Here is a 23,904-nt window from a genome sequence, read left to right on the forward strand (position 1 = left end):
TCTTTTCGCTCCTAATAATTTTTCTGACTAATTATATTTTTAATTTTTGCCCGAAACAGCCAATTCAGGAGGAGAAGGCAAATTTTCTTTAACCAACAATTCGGCAATTTGAACAGCATTCAAAGCTGCACCTTTGCGAATTTGGTCGCCACTGAGCCATAATTCTAAACCATTAGGATTAGAAATATCTTCACGAATCCGACCCACTAAAACATCATCTTTACCGCTTGCTTCCATCGGCATCGGGAAATAATTAGCTTGCCAGTCTTCCACCAGTTTAACCCCTGGCGACTGACTGAGAATTTCCTTAGCTTTTGCCACCGGAAAAGGGCTACCAAATTCTAGGTTAATCGCTTCGGAATGCGCCCGTAAGACGGGAACCCGAACACAAGTTGCCGTAATTCGCATTTCGGGGTTAGCAAAAATTTTCCTGGTTTCGTTGACCATTTTCATCTCTTCTTCACAATACCCCAATTCGTTCAATTTGGAGTTATGCGTGAACAAATTAAATGCCAAAGGATAGGGGAAAATCTCTGTTTTTGCCTCTTCGCCTTGTAAAATTGCCTGTGCCTGTTCCTTCATTTCTTCCATTGCTCTGGCACCGGCACCGCTAGCAGATTGGTAGGTGGCGGCGACTATCCGTTGTACTGGCTCTACTTGGTGTAAAGGCCAAACTGCCACAGCCATTAAAATGGTCGTACAGTTGGGATTGGCAATAATTCCTTGGTGAGTAAATGCCGCTTGAGGATTAACTTCTGGCACTACCAAAGGCACGTTAGGTTCCATGCGAAAAGCACTGGAGTTATCAATTACCACTGCCCCAGCTGCCACTGCTTTCGCTGCCCAAAGTTTGGAAGTGGAGCCCCCAGCTGAAGCCAAGACGATATCTACATTGTTAAACGCTGCTTCGCTCACTGCTTCCACTGGCAGGCTTTCTCCAGCAAACTGGATAGTACGTCCAGCCGAACGGGGAGAAGCCAATAATTTTAAATCAGCCAGGGGAAACTGACGACTTGCCAGCAATTCTAGGAACTCAGTCCCTACGGCTCCAGTTGCGCCTAAAATTGCGACTCGATAAGTTTTTGACAAAGTACATTCCTCCGATGTTGGTGCTAAAAGGTTGAGATTTCGTTAAGTATAAGTTCTAGTTGTGAGTTTTTCTACAGTTATCCAGGTTTGGGTTTCAGGAATTCTACTGGGTATTTTAACTAGGTTTAGCAGACACTCTTAACCAATTGACTCTATGAGTAACCAGATTGCTTAAGTTGTTGAATGCGATCGACTACTTTATTGTTTAGCTATTCCGTAATTTAAAAACATATACACTAATTATGCAAATTTTACAAAATTCTCGATCTTATAGATTAAAGATTATCCTCGAATTTAGCAACAAATGAGTATGCTATATGTACTATTATCAGATACGAAACCAAAACAGAAAAGCACCACCTCACGCTTGAGGCTGAAGTCAGAACCGACTAATGCGCTTCCAGTTTGGCAAATATCCAGATTAGCTGGTTACTTGCACCAGCATATCACGGTGTAAGACCTGCGATCGGGGATAGTGCAAAAGTTGAGAGCAAAATAGCCTCAAAGTAGAGACTAAGGTAAGCTAACAGGCGTTTGCTGGAAAAGCCAGGGCAAGCATTGCTGAGAAAATAAAGCCCTAGCTCCTGTTTTAGCCAGAAAACACTAAATTTTAGTTATTCGGAACCAGAAAATTCATGAAAGTCACCCAGGAAAAGCTTCCCGCTAGCCAGATTGGTCTGGAAATAGAAATTCCCCCTGAAATGTCCAAAAAAGCTTACGAGCAGGTTCTACAAAACCTAGCCCGCACTGCCAACATTCCTGGGTTTCGCAAAGGCAAAGTACCGCGGCAAGTACTCCTGCAACGCTTTGGTACGGCGCGACTTAAAGCAGCCGCGTTGGAAGATGTGATTCGCGATGGTGTACAACAAGCTGTAAAGCAAGAGCAGATCGATGCTATTGGGGAATTTTATCTCAATACTTCCCAAGAGGAATTAGCAGAAAAGTTTCAACCAGGAGAAACTTTAACCTTCTCAGTCAAGGTAGATGTACCACCAGAGGTAAAACTAAACCAATATACTGGTTTAAACATTCAGGCTGAAGAAGTCAAATATGACCCAGAACAAGTTGAGGGATTTTTGACCGAACGCCGCCAAGAAAATGCTACTTTAGTTCCCGTAGAAGGCAGAGCCGCTGCTAAAGGAGATGTAGCAGTAGTAGATTTTCAAGGTCGGATAATCAGTGAAGGCGAGGGTGAGGATACCCCGATTCCTGGTGGCGAAGCTCAGGACTTTCAGGTAGAACTAGCCGAAGGAAAGTTTATTGAAGGATTTGTCGATGGCATTATGGGGATGAATCCAGGAGAAACCAAAGAAGTTTCCGTAGAATTTCCCCAAGAGTATCCCCAACAAGATTTAGCAGGTAAACCCGCTGTTTTTACAATTACCCTCAAAGAACTGAAGGAGAAAGAGTTACGGGAACTTAATGACGACTTTGCTCAAGAAATCAGTGAGTTTCAAACCTTGGCAGAGTTAAGAGAAAGCTTAGAAAAGAGATTTCAAGAGGTAGCACAAAACAAAACAGAAGCAAATAAAACTGAAGCGATTCTCAAAGAACTGCAAAAGCAGATAGAAGTAGATTTGCCAGAAACTTTGATTCAGCAGGAAGTTGATGCCATGCTGACTCAGACAGCGATTCGCCTGAGTAATCAAGGCGTGGATGTGAGAAAATTGTTTACTCAGGATATGGTGGCGCAAATGCGGCAAGCGTCGCGGGGAGATGCGATCGAACGCTTAAAACGTTCTTTAGCTCTCAAAGAAGTAGCAAAACTAGAATCTATTGAAGTAGAACCTGGTGCGATCGCAGCCAAAATTAAAGAATTAACAGAAGAGTTTGCCGACGACGATAATATCGATCCAGAAAGACTCCGCGAATTCGTAGAAGAAGACCTACTGAAAGATAAAATCATTAGCTGGCTAACAGAACATTCTCAAATTGAGCTAGTACCAGAAGGTACATTAAGCACCAGTACTTCCGAAGCAACCGAGTCAACCACAACGGAAGCAACAGAAACTCCCGAAGCAACCGAGTCAACCACAACGGAAGCAAGTTCAGAACCAACCAGTGCCACTGAATAATTGATGAATTGATACTAGTGGGAGAATTTTCCAGGTACGTTGTTGCCCTAAAGCGCAACAACGTACTTTTTGTAAATTTATTCTTTAGTTGTCTAGAGAACCGCGATCGCTGAAAATTGGCAGTTACAAAATAACTAAAATTTGATAAGTATTGCGAAGATTTTTCGCTGCTTAACTAGAGGTAGAATTAAAGAGAAGAATAAAGTTTCAGGAGATAGCCAAAAAATAGCGTTATTCGATATAACGGATATAGTTACCTAATTCACTTAGCAGTCTCAGTTAACAAAACTCATTGCTAGCTGTCACCCATTGATTATTCTTTTAGAGTTTGCGCCAAATGGAAATTTACAGCCAAAACCCAAAGCTTATGCTCCCAATGGTAGTCGAACAGTCTGGCATGGGAGAACGGGCTTATGATATTTACTCCCGTCTGTTGCGGGAAAGAATAGTGTTTCTGGGTACGCAAGTTGACGATGATGTAGCAGACTCCTTAGTAGCACAACTACTATTCTTGGATGCGGAAGACCCAGAAAAAGACATTCAACTGTATATCAACTCTCCAGGGGGTTCAGTGACAGCAGGGATGGCAATCTATGACACAATGCAGCAGATTCGCCCCGATATTGTCACAATCTGTTATGGTTTAGCTGCCAGCATGGGCGCGTTTTTACTCACAGCGGGAACTCATGGGAAACGGATGTCTTTGCCTAACTCCCGGATTATGATTCACCAACCATTAGGTGGTGCCCAAGGTCAAGCAGTGGACATTGAGATCCAGGCCAAAGAAATTCTTTATCATAAACGTAAGTTAAATGAGTTGTTGGCTTATCATACGAGGCAACCTCTAGATAAAGTAGAAGTAGATACCGATCGCGATTTCTTCATGTCAGCAGCTGAAGCTAAAGACTACGGTCTGATCGATCGGGTAATCGTCAAACAAAACATTCCCTTGTCGGGAAACGCCGTTAACACACTCAAATAAGAGGCAGTTATGTCTAAATACGACTCCCATTTAAAATGTTCTTTTTGTGGCAAGTCTCAGGAGCAAGTACGCAAACTGATTGCTGGGCCGGGAGTCTACATCTGTGATGAATGCGTTGACCTGTGTAACGAAATCTTGGAAGAGGAGTTGTTGGATACCAGTCCTTCCACTCCTCAACCAACTAACAGGGCAGAACCAGCACAGAAGCGGCGTTCCCGCTCGGCTCATCTTTCGCTCCATCAAATTCCTAAACCAAGAGAGATTAAAAAGTATTTAGATGAATATGTAATCGGTCAGAATGAAGCCAAAAAAGTTTTATCGGTAGCTGTCTATAACCACTACAAACGTCTCAGTTTTATCCAGTCGAAAAACAATGGCAAAGTCAGCCCTGACGACAGCGTAGAATTACAAAAATCTAACATTCTGCTGATGGGACCCACTGGCTGCGGCAAGACACTGTTGGCGCAAACCTTAGCAACTATGCTGGATGTGCCGTTTGCAGTGGCAGATGCAACAACTTTGACCGAGGCAGGTTACGTAGGGGAAGATGTAGAAAACATCTTACTCCGGTTGCTTCAGGTGGCAGATTTTGATGTAGAAGAAGCCCAACGAGGGATTATTTACATCGATGAAATTGACAAGATTGCACGAAAGAGCGAAAATCCTTCGATTACCAGAGATGTGTCTGGGGAAGGAGTACAACAAGCTTTACTGAAAATGTTGGAAGGAACGGTGGCTAATGTACCGCCCCAAGGTGGACGGAAACATCCTTACCAAGACTGCATCCAACTTGATACCAGCAATATCTTGTTTATTTGTGGTGGTGCGTTTGTTGGTTTAGAAAAGATTATTGAACAACGCATTGGTAAACGCAACTTTATGGGGTTTGAAATTGATCCCAATGGGGCGGAGATTAATAAACCACGAGAAAAGAGAACTGCCGATCTTCTGAAGCATCTGGAACCGGATGATTTAGTGAAGTTTGGCATGATTCCAGAATTTATCGGTCGGATACCTGTGGTAGGAATGGTGGAACCGTTGGATGAGGAAACCTTGACGGTAATCTTGACTGAACCCAAGAATGCTTTAGTTAAGCAGTATCAAAAACTGCTGAAGATGGATAATGTCCAATTAGAGTTTAAACCGGATGCGGTGAGAGCGATCGCTCAAGAAGCCTATCGCCGCAAAACTGGTGCCAGAGCATTACGGGGCATCGTCGAAGAGATTATGCTCGATGTCATGTACGAGTTACCCTCCCGCAAAGATGTTACTCGTTGCCTGATTACCAAGGAAATGGTAGAAAAACGCTCTACTGCCGAACTCCTGCTCCATCCTTCCTCTTTACCAAAACCAGAATCAGCTTAAAATAGTCGTTGGTCGTTGGTAGTAGCTAAGAACAAATTAAATCTAAAGCAAGTTGCTAGTAGAAATAATTGGGATTAAGATCGAGTACGTTGTTGCGCTTCAGCGCCATTAGTGCTGAAGCACAACAACATACCTGATGACCAATAACTAATGACCAATGCCATTAATTAAAATTCGTGGTGTCGAGCATTTTTACGAATGGATTCGCAGCCAAACTGATACAAAAAAACCAGTAATGGTTTTTGTTCACGGTTGGGCGGGTTCTGGCAGATATTGGGAAAGTACGGCTGAAGCTTTAGCAGAAGATTTTGATTGTTTACTCTACGATTTACGCGGTTTTGGTCGTTCCCGGTTGCCTTTATTACAAGTAGAGGATGCAGCTACTTTAACTTATGAATTAGAAGAATATGCGGAAGATTTAGCAGCATTATTAGATGCCTTTCAGTTAGAAAGAGTTTATCTTAATGCTCACTCAATGGGTGCTTCTGTGGCTACCCTATTTTTAAATTTGTATCCCCAGCGCGTGGAAAGGGCAATTTTAACTTGTAGCGGCATTTTTGAGTATGACGAAAAAGCTTTTGCTGCTTTCCATAAATTTGGCGGTTATGTGGTGAAGTTTCGTCCTCGCTGGTTAGGAAAAATTCCCTTAGTGGATAAACTTTTCATGCAGCGGTTTTTACATCGTCCCTTACCAACTGCGATTAGTCGAGCTTTTTTAGAAGATTTTCTTACAGCAGATTATGAGGCGGCTTTAGGAACTATTTTTACTTCTGTGAGTAAGGAAGCATCGGAAATAATGCCGCAAGAATTTACTAAATTAACAGTGCCAACTTTGTTAGTTTCCGGGGAGTTTGACTTAATTATTCCCGCAGAAATGGGGCGACAAGCGGCAAATTTAAGCGATCAGGTTGAGTATGTCTTAATTCCGAAAACTGCTCATTTTCCGATGTTGGAAGATGCAGAAACTTACTTGGAAAAAGTGAGAGAATTTCTGGGAGTTGGTGACAAAATTAAGGCTTAGTTGTAGGGTGCGTCAGACTATAAATCTGCTTGAGAGCATCAAGGTTTGGATTTCTGACGCATCCTACTAATTGTGCTATTTCAGCCAAATTTGGTATTATATTATTTTTGTTGAAATTGAGTTAATAACCAACTATAAACTTGTCCTTGATCCATTTGTCGAGTTCGCCGGAAAGCTTCGTTTAATAGAGAAATTTCTAATCCAGGTAATACGTGAGATTGAGTAATCCGGCGACTGCCATTATTTTCAATTAAAAAAGCAATAACTTGGACATTTGGCACATCGACAATCCAGTATTCAGTTACTTTTAAATCTTCGTAGATTAGTCGTTTTTCGCCTTTATCATCGGCTAATGAAGTGTTAGCAACTTCTATAACTAAGGTTGGTGGAGGATAAATGTCTAAGTCAATAATCGAAGTTCCATAAGGAACTATGTTTGCGTTTTCACCAATGTAATAAGATACGTCTGGTTGTACGTCTTGAATGCCTGTTTTACGGTAAGTGCAGTTATCTTTGCCATTCAAAGTAATACCATTGGTAGCTGCAAATAAAGTGACAACAGCAATAATAATTGTATGATCGCTGGCATGATCGTTTCCTATTGGGGGCATTTCAATCCTCATTTTTCCGTTGTGATAGTAGGATTTTGCTCTTTGATAGTCGGGATTGTCAAGTATTTTTATGTATTCATCCCAACTAGTTTTGATCCAGTTGTCGATCGCTATTTCCCGCTGAATTTGCTGCATAATTCACCTCGTTTAAAATCAAGGAAGAAACAGTTGAGAAAAAGGTATTTCAATTGTTGGAAAAGCTAGGGGAGAAATTGCACGATCGGCAGTTAAAATCATTTCTGCTTGATAACCTGACGGGGTGGGATTTCGGAAAATATAAACGCATCTTTCAATAACATCCAAAATCCAATAATCGGCTATATTTGCTTTGGCATAAATTGGTGCTTTTTCTTGGCGATCGATATTTAAAGTAGTGTAAGCTACTTCAATTAAAAGTAAAATATCGTTAGCATTGGGGTGGCGATCGCCATAACCATTTGGATCGATGCGAACTACCGCAATATCTGGTTCTGGTTCTGAGGTTGACAGAGTAATAGGTAACTGCATTCTCACATGAGCTTGATTTTTCAGTTGTTCTTTTAAGTAATCAGATGCTCTTTGAGTTGTACCAGCATGAGGTGGACGTTGCGGAGTCATTTTAATAATTCGACCTTCTAAAAGTTCAACTTTATCCTCAGTATTCAGAATACCAACATCAATCATGCGGTGATATTCTTCCACAGTCCACAAGCGAATTTGGGTAATCATAGATTCTTCACCCTAAACCTAATTCTCGTTTAAGTAAGTTAATCGAATTAATCCCAATGTAGTTTTCACAACAAACTAATTGCGGGGGACGAATCAAATCATCTCTTGCTTCAGCAACCACAGCTTTAACAGTAGCAAAACTAGCTTGATCGCTAATAATAACTCTGGCGCTGCGAACCAAAGCATTTAGTTTATAAGTGTCTCCTTTTTGCGCTGTCATTACTAGTAAATCTTCACCGCGTAAACTGTGAATAATTACTTCAGAAGCTCGGAGAATACCAGAACTGAGACTAACTAAACCCAGACAACTATCTTTTGGTAAAGTGCTAACAATTTGAATTTCTTTGCTGTAATCGTAGATATCGATCGGGATTACTCGCACCGCTTGAGGAGCAACGATCGCTTCAGCTTCACCAATAAAATAACGACTAGTAACAACTGTGCCAGAATGAGTTTGTTCTAAAGATTTTGCCAGTTGTTCTAAAGGTACTAATTGCACCGGAATTCCTAAAGCTTGCTCTAATTCCTGTACCATTAATTCCCCAACTCCAATATCGTAACTGGGAGCAGTAACCAAAACGCGAGCACTACAACGCAATCGCCAATCAATTTCTCCTAAAAATAACTCTCTAGCTTGACTAAGACTGCAACCTTGTCCTAAAAGTTTATCTAAACTTTCTTGGACAATTTTACTAGCTTCGGGATATTGTTCTAAGATAGGGGATTTTTTAGTTTTGGTTCCGCCTTCGTGACCTTGAGCCCGAACATAAATTCCCGATCCAGCTTGGGAATCAACTAATCCAATTTCTTCTAAATGACGATAGACTTTGCTAATAGTGTTACGGTGTAAACCTGTTTGCATTGCTAATGCTCTGGTGCTGGGAAGGCGATGTCCAGGGGGAAATTGACGGGATGCGATCGCAAACCTAATTTGATTAAATAGTTGGGTAGAAGCCGGAATTTCACTATCCGGCTGAATATGAAATTGAACCATAGTAGAGCCTCCAGGGACTCCAATCAATAAATTAACAGAGATTTAGGTAGACAAAAAAATTCCTACTTATTGTCTGTATCTCCAGTTTATGGTTATCCTGCCCAAAATGGGATATCAGAAAATAGGGATAACAGCATCTTACCTAATACTGGTACCTAACAAGTTGACTAAAATGGGTGATCGATCGATGATGGATGCTTGCTATGCAGATTAATCAACTAAAATCTAAACGGTGATATCAAGACGGTCAAAATCATCATGACAGACCTAGAGATTCGCACAAACCATGTCAAAGTTCCTCATGGCGATCTACAAATAGATGCTTACTTGGCTCAACCTGTGGGTCAATTGTCTTTTCCGGGGGTAATAGTAATTCAGGAGATTTTTGGGGTCAACGCTCATATTCGGGAGGTAACAGAACGCATTGCTAAGGAAGGTTATGTAGCGATCGCCCCCGCTATTTACCAACGCCAAGCACCTGGATATCAAGCAGGTTACACTCCCGAAGACATTCAAGAAGGGAGAAAATATAAGGAGCAAACCAAAGCGTCAGAATTACTCAGCGATATCCAAGCCACAATTAATTATTTGCAGAAACTCCCCGAAGTCAAAGCCGAAGGTTTTGGTTGCATTGGTTTTTGTTTTGGTGGTCATATTGCTTACTTAGCAGCAACTTTACCTGATATTAAAGCTACCGCTTCTTTTTATGGTGCTGGAATTACCACTATGACTCCGGGTGGTGGTGAACCAACTGTTACTCGCACTAAAGACATTAAGGGAACAATTTATGCCTTTTTTGGCATGGCTGATGCTAGTATTCCGTCAGAACAGGTTGCCCAGATTGAAGCGGAGTTAACAAAACATCACATTCATCATCGTATCTTTCGCTACGATGGAGTAGACCACGGTTTCTTTTGTGACCATCGAAGTAGTTATGATGCAGAGGCGGCTAAAGCTGCTTGGCAACAAGTTAAACAATTGTTTCAAATGAATCTCTCTTTAGAGACTTGATTTGATGGAAAATGTGGTAAACCTTTCGCAAGTGTTTGCCACTGTTAAATAATACTGAATTAATCAGCCAAACAAACAGTTGTTAGTGGTATTTATATAATTATGCCACTGGCACAATTACAACAAACTAATTTAGATTGCAAAATGAATTCCAATTCGACTCCTTCTCCCGCAGAAAATCTATCCTTTTCTAGAGATGATTTTGCCAAAGCTCTAGAAGCCCAAAATTATGGATTTGAGAAGGGCCAAATAGTTCGAGGTAAAGTCTATGAATACACTAGTGATGGCGCATTTGTAGATATAGGTGGTAAATCTCCGGCTTTTCTACCTGTGAGAGAAGCTTCGCTGCAAGGGATTACAGATTTATCTGTGTTGTTACCTTTACAGACAGAAAGGGAATTTTTAATTATCCGGGAACAGGATGCAGAAGGACAAGTTACTGTTTCGGTGAAGCAGTTAGAAATTAAAGAAATGTGGGATAGACTGCGGGAATTACAAGATAGCGGTCAGTCAGTTCAAGTAAGAGTTAGTGGTGTGAATAAAGGTGGGGTAACTGTCGATCTTGAAGGGTTGCGAGGGTTCATTCCGCGATCGCATTTGATCGATCGCAACAACTTAGAAGACTTAATCGGTCAAGCCTTAACTGCTACTTTTATCGAACTAGACCAAAGCCGTGGTAAACTTGTACTTTCCCAACGTTTAGCCAGTCAATCTGCTCGATTCAGCGAAATAGAATTAACCCAATTAGTAGAAGGAACAATTTCTAGTATTAAACCCTTTGGTTTATTTGTAGACTTAGGCGGAACCAGTGGTTTACTGCACATTAAACAAATTAGCCAAAACTACATTGAATCTTTAACTAACTTATTCCAAATCGGTCAACCAATTAAAGCAATGGTTGTCAACTTAGATGAAGGTAAAAGCCGAATTTCTCTTTCCACTAAAGTATTAGAAAACTATCCCGGAGAAATGTTAGAAAATATGGCTGAAGTTATGGAATCAGCAGAAGCCCGTGCCCAAAGAGCCAGAAAGAATCTCTTAGGTGGTTAATCTACTATAGTAGAGTGCGTCAGATCAAAAATCGAAAAATTAACAGTTGATTTCTCAGTTTTGACGCACCAAACAAATTAGCGATCGCCCAGGAATAAGCAATCCTGGGAAATTCCTCATTTTATTTGATAAGGCTCAACAATTAAACGAGCAATAATAAATTAAATCTTAATTTTCCTAAGTGATTATTAAAATTCTTTCCCAATCAAACCCAATTTTCGATATTTGATATAACATCATAATTTGGTTATACTAATTCGCCTGACTCTTGAAAGGAAAAATTTCCCTATCATAACCCCACAATTGTAGCAAGCTTCTCACCGCGAATTAGTATTTCTTCCAGAGCGATTTGAGTGAAAATAAAACTCACCAAACCGCTAGTTATTCCCTGCCTAAAGTTCGGTACTACTGCACTCCCAGCAGCAGGGAAGTTATATTGCAGAGCCAAGAAACAGTGAATTAGATTGGAAAAGGTAGAGCAATCATGGCTGATACTCGTTTAAGAATAGAAGATATTTTCGACCCAAATTACTATCGCCAGCAAAATCTTGACTTAGGAAATTTAAGTAATAGCCAAGCATTGTTTCATTTTCAGGTATATGGGATAGAGGAAAGAAGGAATTTTTCCCAATTTTTTGATTGGAATGTTTTTACAACTCAAAATCCCGATCTGGTAGAACTTACTAATGCTCAAACATTACAAAACTTCTTTGACGTAGGGTTGCCGCAAGGGAGACAATTTTCTAATATTTTCGATGTCAACTACTATCGGACTGCTAACCCAGATTTAGGAGGTTTAGATAATAACCAATTATTTCGACATTTCCTCAACTCTGGACTGGAAGAAGGGCGGAGTTTTAACCCTTTAATTGACCTGAATTTTTATCGGCAAGCCAACCCAGATTTAGCGGGTTTGAGTAATCGGGACTTGTTAACTCAATTTCTTAGTGAAGGTATCGTAGAAGCTAGACCTTCGTTACCATTATTTGATGTCGATTTTTATCGGGCTAATAACCCTGATTTACTAGCAGAGGATTCTTTTTTAAGAGGGGTTAATTCTCTAGGGGGTACGTCAGTAACTAATGAGGAATTAATAAATCACTTTCTCAGCAATGGTTTAGATGAGCCAGGACGAAGATTCAGCCCATATTTTGATGCTGATTACTACTTACGTAATAACCAAGATTTAAACATTGCACTCAATGGAAGTAGACGAGAAGGTTATGAGCATTTCCTAAACATTGGATTTAACGAAGGTCGCCGCTTTTCTCAATATTTTGATGTTAACTATTACTTAGCTAACAACTTAGATTTGCGTGCGGCTGGATTAAGTCCCGGAGAAGCATTTAACCACTTTTTAAATTTTGGAATTAACGAAGGTCGTCGCCCATCGGTGATATTCGATCCGGTTTATTATGTATTTAATAATCCTGATGTGGCAGCACCTCAACCTTCTTTTGCCGAAGCGTTTGCTGACTTTCAAACTCAGTTTGAAGTAGGTGCGTTAGCCCGTTCTTCGTCTTTGTTCTTCGATCCAGAAGCGATCGCACCCTTATTAAATACCATACTAACTCAAGAAGAACTAACAGACGGAATTCCCTTAAATGAGTGGCTAAAAAGAGCAGACAGATGGGAAAATGTCCCCGTTGGCGGCACATTAACCTACAGCTTTGTTACCGCTGCTAGCGCACCTTTGTATGAAGGCCCGGAATCTGGAGTTAGGGAAGTAACACCAGAAATTAAAAATAACGTTCGCAATATTATGCGAACTCTTTCCCAATCTATTCCGATTAATTTTGTCGAAGTTCCTGATAGACCGCCTAACGTTGGTAGGCTCCGATTTATGTTTTCTAATGGGCCAGCAGGTCGATCTCTTGATGGAAATGTGCTTGCTTATGCTTACTTACCTTCAGACTCTCCAGGTTTTGGTTTGCCGGGAGATGTACATTTAAATCCCGATCGCAGTTTAGCTGATTTTGGTACCGGGCCAGGTAGCTTAGGCTATGAAATACTATTGCATGAAATTGGTCATGCTTTAGGACTAAAACATCCTTTCCGAGACGAAGAGGGCTTCACCTATGTACTTCCCCCAGGCAAAGATAACGATACAAATACTGTAATGACCTATAGCTTTTTGCCTTCTAGCAACTATACCGGATCTTACAGTATTACACCAATGGCTTATGATATTCGTGCTTTGCAATATTTATATGGCACGACTTATTACAACCAAGGCGACACAGTTTATGCCTTTGATTTCAACAACTTTATCGGGCCAGATCAAAGAGATGGCAGAAACAGTTTCAAACAAACAATTTGGGATGCTGGTGGTGTTGATACCCTAAACTTTGCTGCTGTACCAGCAATTACAGGCGGCTACTTTTTCAACATGAATGAAGGTGGACAAAATACCACTCAATTTGCCCTCAATGGTTCTACTTATAACATTCCTAATCCTGGTAGTACTGAGGCAAACCCTCTCCCACCTATTCCAGTACTTACTGATAGTTTCGGTACCACAATTGGTTTTGGAGTGAAAATTGAAAACCTGGTTGGTTCACAGGGAGACGATGAAATTTTAGGTAATGATTTGCCTAATAATATTATCGGTGGGCCAGGTAATGATAGTATCACAGCTTCTCGTGGTACAGATATTGTGACTGGTGGTGATGGCAGTGATGTATTTATTTTCGCATTAGGAGATGGCAATCAAAATCCTGCCGCAACAAACGTAATTACTGACTTCCAACCAGGCATAGATAAGATTGGTTTAAGCTTAGGTTTACCATCATCATCAGTATCCATTACTCAAGGAACAGGTGCAAATGCTGCTGATACTTTAATTTGGGTTCCTAGCACAGGCGAATACTTAGCAGCATTACGAAATATTCCCGCAACTTTAGTAGGATTTGCTGATTTAATTCCTGTTTAGAAGTTAAATTTTCCGGGTGCATCTCATCTTTTTTCGCTGTGTTTTTTGACTGAAAAAAACCAGCAAATTGATTTGTATCTTTTCATTTGTCGATTATTAACAGAGGAAATCTAGATATGGCTACAACAACTTTGCCATTGAGTTTAGTAGATATATATGATGAGAATTTCTACCGCACTAGATACCCAGAATTAAATAGTTTAGGTAGTCGAGAACTCTACCAACATTTGTTAACCGTGGGAATTCCCGAAGGTCGGGATTTTTCGCCCTATTTCGATTTAAGTTTTTATAGAAACAATAATCCAGAGTTAGCAAATTTCAGCAATCGGCAATTAATTGATGATTTTCTTACTCGTGGAGTTGACGCTGGATTAAAGTTTTCTCCCTACTTTGATTTGGATGTTTATCGGGCTAGTAATCCAGACATAGCTCCATTGAGCAATAGAGAATTATTGTTACAGTTTCGCGACTCCGGTGTAAATGAAGGGCGCAAATCTACCCTGATTTTCGACCCTTATTTTTACCGCTATGTCAATCCTGATTTATCCCAATTAACTAACAGACAAGCGTTTTACCACGTCCAAAGTGCGGGGATTCAACAAGGACTAGAAATTTCTCCTTTCTTTGATATAACTTTCTTTCGCGCCGCTAATCCTAGTATTGCTCAACCAACTACAGATTTTGTCTTAAACAACAGGCAATTACTAGAGCAATTTTTCTTGGTTGGATTACCGGGTAATGCGAGATTTTCACCTTTTGTCGATTTAAATTACTACAAAGACCGCAATCCTGACTTAGTAAATCTCACCAACACTCAGTTACTTACTCATTTGGAAAATGTGGGAATTTTCCAAGGACGGTCTTTTTCTCCTGTAGTGGATTTGAATTTTTACCGGACTAGTAACCCAGATTTATTAGGGCTGAACAACAAAGATTTATTTGAACATTTGCAAGTTTTTGGGTTAAATGAAGGTCGTCCTTTTTCGCCAGTTGTTGACCTAAACTCTTATCGGAATAGCGATCCCACATTCCAAAATTTATCCAACAGGGAGTTATTTGAAAGATTCCAACTTTCTGGTTTGTCTGGAGGAGTAGCTTTATCTGATTTATTCGATTTGGAATTTTACAAAGATAATAATCCAGACTTAATAGCCGCAGGATTAACCGATCAAGAGTTGCGGGAACATTTCCAAAATTCTGGCTTGAATGAAGGGCGGAGATTTACTCCTTATTTTGATGTCAATTATTACGTCAATAATAACCCTGACTTACTTGCTGCTGGATTTGACACAAACAAAAGTCAAGCTTTTGAACATTTCCTCAGATTTGGGTTAGAAGAAAACCGCGCTTTTTCTCAGTTTTTTGACCTGAATTATTACCGAACTAACAATCCTGATTTGCGAGGGTTAACTCCTGGGCAAGCATTTCGGCATTTTATTGACTACGGAATAAAAGAAGGTCGTCGTCCTTCGGTTTTATTTGATCCAGTTTTCTACTTAGCGAATAACCCTGATTTATTCGCTCAACAATTGACATTTGAAGAGGCTTTTAAGGATTTCCAAACCACTGGATTCACTGGCCCTGGTACTTTTCCTCGTTCCGCTTCAATTTTCTTTGATCCTGAAACAATGGCTCCTTTAATAGAAGGGCCAATGACCGACCCTAATTTCATATCAAAATGGCGTGATATACCCGTTGGTGGAACCTTAACGTACAGTTTTGTTACCACTGCTAGTGCATTTTTGTACGAAGGGCCTGAGTCAGGTGTTGCTGAAGTATCTCCCAAAATTAAGGAAAATGTTCGCAATATTATGCAGGAGTTTGCCAAAGTAATTCCCATTAATATTGTGGAAGTTCCTGATAGACCTCCTAACGTTGGTCGAATTAGAATTATGTTTTCTGATTTACCAGAAAATACAGCTGGCTCTACTAGCATTACCTTTGGCCCTTCAGATTCTCCTGGCGATGGTCGTGCTGGTGATATGCACTTAAATCCGGGAGATATTGAATTCTATGAACAGCCTGCTGGCAGTTTAGGTTATGAGCTTTTGCTTAATGCTGTTGGGAAAGCATTCGGGATTAGAGATTACCAAGATGAGAGGGGACAAACAGGGGAAAACATTGAGCCAGACCTTGCCTTTGGTAAAGATAACAACACAAATACTAATTCTTCGGAAAACATTTTTCCTGGTGAGTACGATGGCTTGTTCACAACTACACCAATGCCTTATGACATTCGTGTATTGCAGTATTTTTATGGAGCTAGTACTTTCAATAATGATGATACTGTCTACAACTTTGGTAACAATAATCTCCTTGCAAAAAGAACAATTTGGGATGCAGGTGGTATTGATACTTTAAACTTTTCCGGTTGGGGTGCTTTGCCAGACAGTGTTCGTGTTAATGGTTTGGACTATTACTTTGATATGAATGAAGGCGGACAAAACACAGCACAAATTGCGTTACCTCGCCAAAGTCCTCCTAGTCCTTTTCCTACAGGTGCTACTTATACAGTTACACCTGTTGATAGTAATGGTGGTAATGAAGAAACTCCTCCTTTGTCTTTTAAAACGACTAGTTACGTTACTAGAATTGCTTTTGGAACTCAAATTGAAAATTTGGTTGGTTCTCAAGGCAATGATGAAATTTTGGGTAACAATTTAGCCAATAATATTATTGGTGGGCCTGGAAATGATATCATCGCGGGTGCTAGAGGGCCAGATATTATTTATGGTGGTATTGGGGCGGATACTTTTGTAGTTGCTGCTGGTGATGGGGGTGCAAATCCGACTTTGGCTGATGTGATTGCGGATTTTAGAAAGGAAGAGGGAGATAAAATTGGTTTGGCTTTGGCTTTACCCTTTAGTTCTTTAACTATTTCTCAAGGTACTGGTGCTAACGCTAATGATACTTTGATCCGAATTACTGCTACAGGTGAATATTTAGCTGTGTTGTCAGGTATTCCAGTAGGATTGCTAAATGCTAGTGACTTCATTAGTGCGGATGTTCAACAATTTATTTCTTAATCAATGAGCTAAAGTTTAACCCGCTAGAAAATTAATTATCTGGCGGGTTTTTGGTAGTCAATGGGATGTTACTGGTGAGTTTTTCATTGCTGTTTGGATTTTTTCTATTTGTTTAGGTGCGTCCATTTCTTCGTAGAGTTGAATTGCGGCTTGAAAGTTACTGTTGCTCTTTTCAATTTCTCCGATTTTTTGATAGGTGCGTGCTAGTTCGTAGTAAGCGTCGGCTAGGTCTTTTTTAGCTGCGATTCTTTGTAAAATGCCGATCGCTCTATTATGCTGTTCGATCGCTTCTTCATACTTACCTTGATTGCGATTCACCATTGCTAAACCTGTGACAATTTGACCGATCGCTCTTACATAATTGCTATTTTCGGCGTAATTTAAGCCGCGATTAAACATGATTAATGCTTGTTCATTTCGCCCTAAATTAGTATAAGTCATTCCCATAGAAAAGCAACTGTATACATGACTCCATGCACCCAGCATTCTTTCTGGAATTTCTAGATAACCTTGGTAGCTTTTCTCTATTAATTCCAAAGCTTTATTCTGTTCAGCTTCTAACTTACTATGAGAACATAATAAGGCTATACTAAACTGAGAAAATATGGCGAATATATGCCAATTGGTATTTTCCGCTAAAGCAATAACTTCTTTGTAAGACTGAATTGCTGCTTCAACTTCCCAGAGAGCTTCTTTACAAGAACTAGTTGTAAATAGAATCCCTATTGTGAATTTTTCTAGGAGACTTTTAGTTTTACCATCAATAGCGTCTTTAGGTAGAGAATTGGCATATCTTGTGACGGTTGAGCCAGATGTTTGATAATATTCAATGGCACCTTGAATATTACCAAGTTGATGGTACAGTCCACCAATATGACCATAAAGCATCGCTAGAGAATAGTCATTTTTAACTTTATTTAGGATGGCAACAATTACCGAAAGAATATGTTGAACTAAGCCTATTCTTCCAAAGTAAACTATTAGGGCTTCTGGTTCACCGTGATAATTTAATTTGTACTTTCTTTCTTTTATAAGCACGCTTGCAGCTAACTCAAATTCTCCAACATCAACATAATGGTAATAAGCTTCCAAGGCTTTGATTGCATCTGCTGTAGTATCTACTGTTTCTACACTTTGCGTCCAAAATTCCGCTGCTTTGATGTTGGCAGTTTTCCAATCTTCACTAACTTTAAGTCTCGTTCTCGCTTCGGCCCGAATTACTGGGTGTAACCAATATTCTCCTTTGATAAAATCTACCAAAGATCGATCGCGCAAAGACTTCACCACTCGAATCCTTTGCGACTCTGGAACATCCCAAAGCAAACACATCATGCCATCTCGATAAATAGAACGTACATCTTGATAGCGGAAACATCCCAAACGGCAAAGCAATTTATAAGCATCTGGATCGACTTGTTGTAAACGATTAAATTGACTCACAACTAAATCCTGTAAATCAGATTCAATTAACAAATTCTTCTGATTCGCTTGCCAATAACTTTCCACATCACCTGACCAGTCCGTTTGAATCACTCCACTCAGGATGTGCATCGCTTTCGCATTACCACCATAAGCTTGGTGCATCGCCAACAAAACATCAGAATTAGCTTCAATTCCCCGATTTCTAAAAAATTGTTTCCAAACCGATATTTCTAATCCTTCTAATCGATAATCCTGAAAAGTGACCGCAGATTCCCCAAGCCTTTCCCGACTAGTAATTAAAGTTACACAATTTCCGGCTGGATCGGCTAACACGCGGAATAACTCTACATAATCTCGATGAGCAGGAATCAACCGCCCATTTTTATCTAAAGCGGGTTCCAAATTGTCAATTAATACTCCTACCCGACGATTTGGATCGCGTAACTTTTGCCGCAATAACTCCAACGTCACCCCGAAATCTCCTCTGGGTTCCTCCTGAAAATATCGCTTTAACCATTCTTCAACAATACTTTTAGCATTAGTGATCTTTTCTGTCTCTTTTGCCATCCACACTTCCAGAATTAAGTCAAAATTCTGACTAGTGAAATACTCCCAAGACAACCAAGACTTACCCACACCACCCTTACCATAAACCAAAATGACTTTCGCCCCTTGTTGAACAAAAGAATTCAGGTCGGCAATTTCCCTCTGTCGTCCCATGAAATAAGGGTTATGAGACAAGGTAGTACGTTCTGGTTCAGACTTGAATTCCGATTCAGCTACTTTTGGTGCAGACTGGGAGGGAAGGGGTTTTTCTTCAATCTGGAGTTCAGGTTTCGATTGTCGTTGTCGTTCCCACTCCCGTTCCACTGCTGCCTGAAGATTAATCTTACTGACTGGTTCGGCCAAAACTTCGCTCAGCAGTTTCCATAACTTAGAACCAATATCTTGTCTGATGTAGGTCAGGGTATAACCAGATTCTTTGGCAATCTCAGCATAACTTTGCCGTAACCAAGCTCCCTTGAATACTACTCTTTCGACGTGCTTTAAACGCCTTTTTTTCTTAGCAAACACCGCTTGATCGACTATTTTTAGTGCTGCTTCTGCATCCATGAGAGCCAATTTATGATTAATTCTTACTGTTTCATTCATAGTATAACCTGACTTTTCCTGACTTTTACATACTGCTACCTGAACCGTCCTGAATTTTCCTGAGTTTTTCTGTTTTTTTCTTACTTAAACTGAGGTTGGGAAACTACCTACTTTTTCCTTATCGACAAATCTTTGAATTTGAAACAAACTATATTCATAAGGTGAAAGAGTAGTTATCGGGACTTTACTAGATATGAATAAAAAACTATCTCCTTGGTTTCCATTGTATTTAAATTTTGGGGAAACATTGCATAATTTTTCCGAACGGAAATTATTGTAAGTTAGCCAGAGCGAGAGTTTTAGCCAGGAAAACCAGGCATTAAATACTAAACCAATAGGTAGTACTTCCTTGAATAACTGCAATTTATCTTACCTGTTGGATAAGTACTCAACAATTGATTCAATTAACTGTTTAAGCATTCTTGAAGTCCTAGCCCTATTAAATTTATCGCTCGCTAGTGGTTAGCATAACGATCGGTAGCTGGCTTCAGAAAATCTTCAAAAATCTTCTCCCTTAAGTAAAGTAAACATAAACTTATCTGTGAGAAAAGCACCTGAAGTTAATTGAATGTACTCCAAACGAAGTTTCTAGGTAAAAATTTTCATCTTCGGTGTCTACTGTCAATATCTAAATCAGATCAAAAAGTTAAATCACACAAAGGGGCGATCGCACCTCAGATAAATTTCCTAACTGTTAATGCAATTTGTAAATCTATACTTCGGGGCAATACCATGCAGAATCAAGCTGATACTATTCCAAACGTAACTACTTCCGTTAGCGACAATTGTCCGGATCTTTCGCAGCAAAATGATGAGCCAAAATTACAGGAAGTTCTCCTGGAAGAACTTTCTCAAACCGTTGGTTCTCAACGAGAGAGCGTTTTAGGAGTTGCAACCAGAATAGCTACAGAAGTAGAACGGATGTGCTACAAAAGTCCACGCATTCAGACTTCTGGCGAAGTTTACACTTGGCAACTGATTTTGGGACGTAATAGATTACACAAATGCTTGTCTTACTACCGCTTAGGAGCAAAGCAGGGACGTATCGAACTTCATAGCAATTTAACAGCGATGATTTATCGTTACGTCGCGCCGTCTCAATCTCAAATGAGTTTCCAAGGTCGGAAAAATCTGATTGACGACTTTTTACAAGAATTTTACGCTGCTTCGATCGCTGCTTTTCGTCGGGAATACGAGTTACCCAGATTTCAACCCCGAACTCAGTTAGAATTAGCCGAGTACATGACGTTTACAGAAAATTATGCCAAACGCCGCATCACCTTACCAAACGGCACCAGTCAACAATTAATAGTGTTGCGAGTTCAAGCTTTTGTCAAACGTCAACCTGCGGAAACTTCTGTAGATATCGAACAAGCAGTAGAAACTTCCAAAGGAGATTACGATCAACAAACTACTTGGTCTGCTTCGACAATGCAGCAGGTCCGATCGCAAATTATGACCGAAACAGTCGATCCTTCGGAGGGGATGTTGCGCGATCGAATCATCACAGAACTGTTAAACTATCTAGAATCTCAAGGTCAAAAAGACTGTGTAAATTACCTAGTCTTAAAACTACAAGACCTTTCTGCCCCAGATATTGACGGATTTCTCAAATTAACTCCTCGCGAAAGAGATTATCTACAACAACGCTTTAAATATCACGTAGATAAGTTCGCCCGTGCATCTCATTGGAAACTAGTCCATCAGTGGTTAGGCGCAGACTTAGACCAAAAATTAGGAATGTCCTCTCAACAATGGCAAGAGTTTTTAAATCAACTTTCGCCTCAACATCGAGAATTGTTGCAACTAAAAAAAGTCAACAAATTTGATGAGGAAATTGCCAAAGATTTAAAATGGTCACTCAAACAAGTCCAAAAACAATGGATGGATCTCTTAGAACTCGCTTGGAAATATCGTAACTGGGACGGACAAAAATTGCCGGGAAAAAAATCTCCTCTCCATTCCGTTAAAAATTCCCCAAAAGTGAGGAATATCTCTCTTGAATCCCCATTGTCTTTAGCAGTTTCACAATGAAAAAAGGGAACAGGACAAGGGGACAAAGTGAATTACTGAACTAAATTTCCCCTTTCCCCTCTGCCCCTCTGCCCCTCTTTCTAGACTTTGCTTAATAATTGGCTAATCATGCGATTTGCTTGGGATTCGTAACTACCACCAAACAAATTAAAGTGATTAATAATGTGGTAGAGATTGTATAAGGTTTTGCGTAATTCATAGCCAGAATCTAAAGGCCAAATGGCGTTATAACCCTGATAAAAACTACCAGGAAATCTACCGAATAATTCGGTCATGGCGAGATCAACTTCGCGATCGCCATAATAAGTCGCTGGGTCAAAAATCACAGGTTCACTTGCTGCTGTAACTGAAGCATTTCCTGACCATAAATCCCCATGAACTAAAGATGGTTGGGGATGATGATTTGCTAATAATTCAGGAATCGCTTTCACTAAACTTTCCCCTTGGCTAAATTGTCCGCCGCGGCGTTTAGCTAATTTCAGTTGATAACTAATTCGATGTTCAGCAAAAAACTCTGCCCAATCTGATTTCCAAGTATTAATTTGGGGAGTAGAACCGATCGTATTATTTCTCTCCCAACCAAACCCTTGATTACTAGTAGCTTTGTGCATTGCTGCTAGTTTCTGCCCCATTTCTAACCAAGCATTATTACCGCCATTTCGTCCTAATTCTAAATATTCCTGAACGATGTAAGCCGAATTATTAGCTGTACCGTAACAAATTGGTTCAGGAACTCGAATAGTTTTAGTTGACCACATTTCTTTTAATCCCAAAGCTTCCGCGGCAAACATATCAACTTGGTCAGCTTGGTTTATTTTGACAAAATAAGATCGATCGCTACGCGAATCGCTAATTACATACCCTTGGTTAATACAACCACCACCGACAGAACGGCGGTTTTCTCCAAGAAATTTCTCGCCTGTTATTTCGCTAATATGTTTAGCAATTGTTGTCCACATAAGCAAACTCTAAATGTAATATCAGAGGGGCAGGGGGATGGGGAATTGGGGAGAAATTTTACCCTTCTGCCTTTCCCATTATTCTGGTTTAACAATTACCACCCCATAAGCTTCTGGAGATAGGAAACTGTTAGCAGAAAATTGTAATTCTTCCTCGCTAACGGCTTGAATTTTGGCGGGATAATTGAGCATTGGATCTAAATCTTTGACCATTGATTGATAGTAACCGTACATTCCGGCGCGATCGCTAGGAGTTTCTGAAGCAAAGACAAATCGATTTGCTACTTGAGTTCGCACGCGAGAAATTTCCGCTTTAGTGACAGGTGATTTTTGTAAATTGCGGATGTGTTCGGCGATCGCCAATTCTGCTGCTTCTAGATTTTCTACTGGTAAATGAGCCGAAATCTGGAAAATTCCTTGGTAATTATGAGTTGAATTACTCGCGGAAATATGCGTTACTAAATGTCGATTTTCTCGCAAATCTCGCACTAACCTAGAACTGCGTCCTTGTCCTAAAATTGCCGCCAAAATATCTAAAGGATAAGTTTCCGCTAACTGCGTCATTCCCGGTACTCGCCACAGCATAATTAATCTAGCTTGCTGTAAGCTTTCATCCACATATTCCCGCCTCACAACTTCCGAAAAAGGTGCTTCTGGTTGCCATTCAGGACTAGCAAAAGTTACAGGAATCCCACTTGAACTTGAATTTCTTTTAGCAAAACTTTCGGCAACAATATCAATCAATTGTTCTACTGGTAAATTACCTACTACCGATGCTGTAATTGATTGGGGTTGATACCAACCAAAGTGAAAATCTCGCATTTGTTGCGCTGTGAGAGATTCGATTACTGATGTTGGGCCTAATACTGGACGACGGTAAGGTAATTGAGTAAAAGCTGTTTCGATCGATCGCTGATAAACCCGCCGTCGTGGATTATCTTCCGCACGGCGAATTTCTTCTAAAACTACTAATCTTTCTCGCTCAAAAGCTTCATCGGGAATACTAGGATTTAACACTACATCAATTTGTAAAGGTGCTAAATCAGCGAAATCTTTCGGCGCAGTTGTAATGTAAAACTGAGTATAATCCTGACTGGTAGCAGCGTTAGTAACAGCACCTCTCTCTTCCACCAAACGCTCAAATTCGCCACTGGCTAAATTTTCCGTTCCTTTGAAAACCATGTGTTCTAAAAAGTGAGCCATGCCATTAATTTGATCTGACTCTACCGCAGAACCAACATTTAACCAGATACTCAAATTTACAGCTTCGATCGGCATTTGTTCGGCAACGATCGTCAGCCCATTAGGTAACTGATAAACAGTGGGGGCATTGAGAGAAGGAGATTTGAGCAAAATCGAGGTCATCAAATGTAGGGGTAAGTAACGCTTTCTTCATCTTAACTAGAGAGCCGGGAACGGGGAACAATAAATGCAGAGAATTCCCAGATGATTTAAATTAAAATAAGAAATATA

The 23,904-nt window shown here is 40.2% G+C and carries 17 protein-coding genes; 9 read left to right on the forward strand and 8 right to left on the reverse strand.

Features of this window, described 5'->3' with window-relative positions:
• Positions 1 to 39: 39 nt before the first annotated feature.
• Complete coding sequence (locus tag ACE1B6_RS14985; RefSeq protein WP_413258045.1) at positions 40 to 1,089, reverse strand: aspartate-semialdehyde dehydrogenase; 1,050 nt, start codon at positions 1,087 to 1,089, stop codon at positions 40 to 42.
• A gap of 635 nt (positions 1,090 to 1,724) precedes the next feature.
• On the opposite strand from ACE1B6_RS14985, the gene tig reads away from it, so the two are divergent.
• The 4 genes from tig to ACE1B6_RS15005 all read left to right on the forward strand — a co-directional run bounded on the left by tig (position 1,725) and on the right by ACE1B6_RS15005 (position 6,532).
• Positions 1,725 to 3,164, forward strand: a complete 1,440-nt coding sequence (gene tig, locus ACE1B6_RS14990) for a trigger factor (RefSeq protein WP_413258046.1) — start codon at positions 1,725 to 1,727, stop codon at positions 3,162 to 3,164.
• 337 nt (positions 3,165 to 3,501) lie between these two features.
• The gene (clpP, locus tag ACE1B6_RS14995) at positions 3,502 to 4,146 is read left to right on the forward strand and encodes an ATP-dependent Clp endopeptidase proteolytic subunit ClpP (protein WP_413258047.1); all 645 of its coding nucleotides are present in this window, start codon (positions 3,502 to 3,504) and stop codon (positions 4,144 to 4,146) included.
• Positions 4,147 to 4,155: 9 nt separating this feature from the next.
• Entirely contained in the window at positions 4,156 to 5,511 is a 1,356-nt protein-coding gene (gene clpX, locus ACE1B6_RS15000) for an ATP-dependent protease ATP-binding subunit ClpX (protein ID WP_413258048.1), read from the forward strand.
• A 157-nt stretch (positions 5,512 to 5,668) separates the two neighbouring features.
• A complete protein-coding gene (locus ACE1B6_RS15005; protein ID WP_413258049.1) occupies positions 5,669 to 6,532 on the forward strand; it encodes an alpha/beta fold hydrolase in 864 nt (287 codons plus the stop codon).
• Positions 6,533 to 6,633: 101 nt separating this feature from the next.
• Here the strand turns inward: ACE1B6_RS15005 and ACE1B6_RS15010 are convergent, their stop codons facing one another.
• From ACE1B6_RS15010 to ACE1B6_RS15020, 3 genes are read right to left on the reverse strand one after another with little or no spacing between them, the layout of a single operon-like run.
• On the reverse strand, positions 6,634 to 7,278 hold the full coding sequence (locus tag ACE1B6_RS15010) for a Uma2 family endonuclease (RefSeq protein ID WP_413258050.1): 645 nt from the start codon (positions 7,276 to 7,278) through the stop codon (positions 6,634 to 6,636).
• Between the two features lie 18 nt (positions 7,279 to 7,296).
• Entirely contained in the window at positions 7,297 to 7,851 is a 555-nt protein-coding gene (locus ACE1B6_RS15015; protein WP_413258051.1) for a Uma2 family endonuclease, read from the reverse strand.
• A gap of 7 nt (positions 7,852 to 7,858) precedes the next feature.
• Complete coding sequence (locus ACE1B6_RS15020; protein ID WP_413258052.1) at positions 7,859 to 8,845, reverse strand: GntR family transcriptional regulator; 987 nt, start codon at positions 8,843 to 8,845, stop codon at positions 7,859 to 7,861.
• A gap of 258 nt (positions 8,846 to 9,103) precedes the next feature.
• Between ACE1B6_RS15020 and ACE1B6_RS15025 the strand changes: the two genes are divergently transcribed.
• From ACE1B6_RS15025 to ACE1B6_RS15040, 4 genes are all read left to right on the forward strand, one after another.
• A complete protein-coding gene (locus ACE1B6_RS15025) occupies positions 9,104 to 9,856 on the forward strand; it encodes a dienelactone hydrolase family protein (protein ID WP_413258053.1) in 753 nt (250 codons plus the stop codon).
• 144 nt (positions 9,857 to 10,000) lie between these two features.
• A complete protein-coding gene (locus ACE1B6_RS15030) occupies positions 10,001 to 10,906 on the forward strand; it encodes a S1 RNA-binding domain-containing protein (protein WP_413258105.1) in 906 nt (301 codons plus the stop codon).
• Between the two features lie 484 nt (positions 10,907 to 11,390).
• The gene (locus ACE1B6_RS15035; RefSeq protein WP_413258054.1) at positions 11,391 to 13,838 is read left to right on the forward strand and encodes a M10 family metallopeptidase; all 2,448 of its coding nucleotides are present in this window, start codon (positions 11,391 to 11,393) and stop codon (positions 13,836 to 13,838) included.
• A 116-nt stretch (positions 13,839 to 13,954) separates the two neighbouring features.
• The gene (locus ACE1B6_RS15040) at positions 13,955 to 16,864 is read left to right on the forward strand and encodes a hypothetical protein (protein ID WP_413258055.1); all 2,910 of its coding nucleotides are present in this window, start codon (positions 13,955 to 13,957) and stop codon (positions 16,862 to 16,864) included.
• A 57-nt stretch (positions 16,865 to 16,921) separates the two neighbouring features.
• Here the strand turns inward: ACE1B6_RS15040 and ACE1B6_RS15045 are convergent, their stop codons facing one another.
• Together ACE1B6_RS15045 and ACE1B6_RS15050 are read right to left on the reverse strand one after the other, a co-directional pair.
• A complete protein-coding gene (locus tag ACE1B6_RS15045; RefSeq protein ID WP_413258056.1) occupies positions 16,922 to 19,438 on the reverse strand; it encodes a tetratricopeptide repeat protein in 2,517 nt (838 codons plus the stop codon).
• 84 nt (positions 19,439 to 19,522) lie between these two features.
• Entirely contained in the window at positions 19,523 to 19,801 is a 279-nt protein-coding gene (locus ACE1B6_RS15050) for a hypothetical protein (protein ID WP_413258057.1), read from the reverse strand.
• A gap of 369 nt (positions 19,802 to 20,170) precedes the next feature.
• Between ACE1B6_RS15050 and ACE1B6_RS15055 the strand changes: the two genes are divergently transcribed.
• Positions 20,171 to 21,472 (forward strand): hypothetical protein, encoded by a 1,302-nt coding sequence (locus tag ACE1B6_RS15055; protein WP_413258058.1) that lies wholly within the window; start codon positions 20,171 to 20,173, stop codon positions 21,470 to 21,472.
• 80 nt (positions 21,473 to 21,552) lie between these two features.
• Here ACE1B6_RS15055 and ACE1B6_RS15060 read toward each other — a convergent pair whose 3' ends face one another.
• Positions 21,553 to 22,431 (reverse strand): fructosamine kinase family protein, encoded by an 879-nt coding sequence (locus ACE1B6_RS15060; RefSeq protein WP_413258059.1) that lies wholly within the window; start codon positions 22,429 to 22,431, stop codon positions 21,553 to 21,555.
• A 78-nt stretch (positions 22,432 to 22,509) separates the two neighbouring features.
• On the reverse strand, positions 22,510 to 23,796 hold the full coding sequence (locus tag ACE1B6_RS15065; RefSeq protein ID WP_413258060.1) for a M16 family metallopeptidase: 1,287 nt from the start codon (positions 23,794 to 23,796) through the stop codon (positions 22,510 to 22,512).
• Positions 23,797 to 23,904: the final 108 nt, after the last annotated feature.

This window comes from Floridaenema fluviatile BLCC-F154, from assembly GCF_041929135.1.
Lineage (GTDB): Bacteria > Cyanobacteriota > Cyanobacteriia > Cyanobacteriales > Aerosakkonemataceae > Floridanema > Floridanema fluviatile.

Coding starts and splice junctions, on each gene's coding strand:
- tig (WP_413258046.1), top strand. CDS start 1,725: ATGAAAGTCACCCAGGAAAAGCTTCCCGCTAGCCAGATTGGTCTGGAA.
- clpP (WP_413258047.1), top strand. CDS start 3,502: ATGGAAATTTACAGCCAAAACCCAAAGCTTATGCTCCCAATGGTAGTC.
- clpX (WP_413258048.1), top strand. CDS start 4,156: ATGTCTAAATACGACTCCCATTTAAAATGTTCTTTTTGTGGCAAGTCT.
- ACE1B6_RS15005 (WP_413258049.1), top strand. CDS start 5,669: ATGCCATTAATTAAAATTCGTGGTGTCGAGCATTTTTACGAATGGATT.
- ACE1B6_RS15010 (WP_413258050.1), bottom strand. CDS start 7,278: ATGCAGCAAATTCAGCGGGAAATAGCGATCGACAACTGGATCAAAACT.
- ACE1B6_RS15015 (WP_413258051.1), bottom strand. CDS start 7,851: ATGATTACCCAAATTCGCTTGTGGACTGTGGAAGAATATCACCGCATG.
- ACE1B6_RS15020 (WP_413258052.1), bottom strand. CDS start 8,845: ATGGTTCAATTTCATATTCAGCCGGATAGTGAAATTCCGGCTTCTACC.
- ACE1B6_RS15025 (WP_413258053.1), top strand. CDS start 9,104: ATGACAGACCTAGAGATTCGCACAAACCATGTCAAAGTTCCTCATGGC.
- ACE1B6_RS15030 (WP_413258105.1), top strand. CDS start 10,001: ATGAATTCCAATTCGACTCCTTCTCCCGCAGAAAATCTATCCTTTTCT.
- ACE1B6_RS15035 (WP_413258054.1), top strand. CDS start 11,391: ATGGCTGATACTCGTTTAAGAATAGAAGATATTTTCGACCCAAATTAC.
- ACE1B6_RS15040 (WP_413258055.1), top strand. CDS start 13,955: ATGGCTACAACAACTTTGCCATTGAGTTTAGTAGATATATATGATGAG.
- ACE1B6_RS15045 (WP_413258056.1), bottom strand. CDS start 19,438: ATGAATGAAACAGTAAGAATTAATCATAAATTGGCTCTCATGGATGCA.
- ACE1B6_RS15055 (WP_413258058.1), top strand. CDS start 20,171: ATGCAGAATCAAGCTGATACTATTCCAAACGTAACTACTTCCGTTAGC.
- ACE1B6_RS15060 (WP_413258059.1), bottom strand. CDS start 22,431: ATGTGGACAACAATTGCTAAACATATTAGCGAAATAACAGGCGAGAAA.
- ACE1B6_RS15065 (WP_413258060.1), bottom strand. CDS start 23,796: ATGACCTCGATTTTGCTCAAATCTCCTTCTCTCAATGCCCCCACTGTT.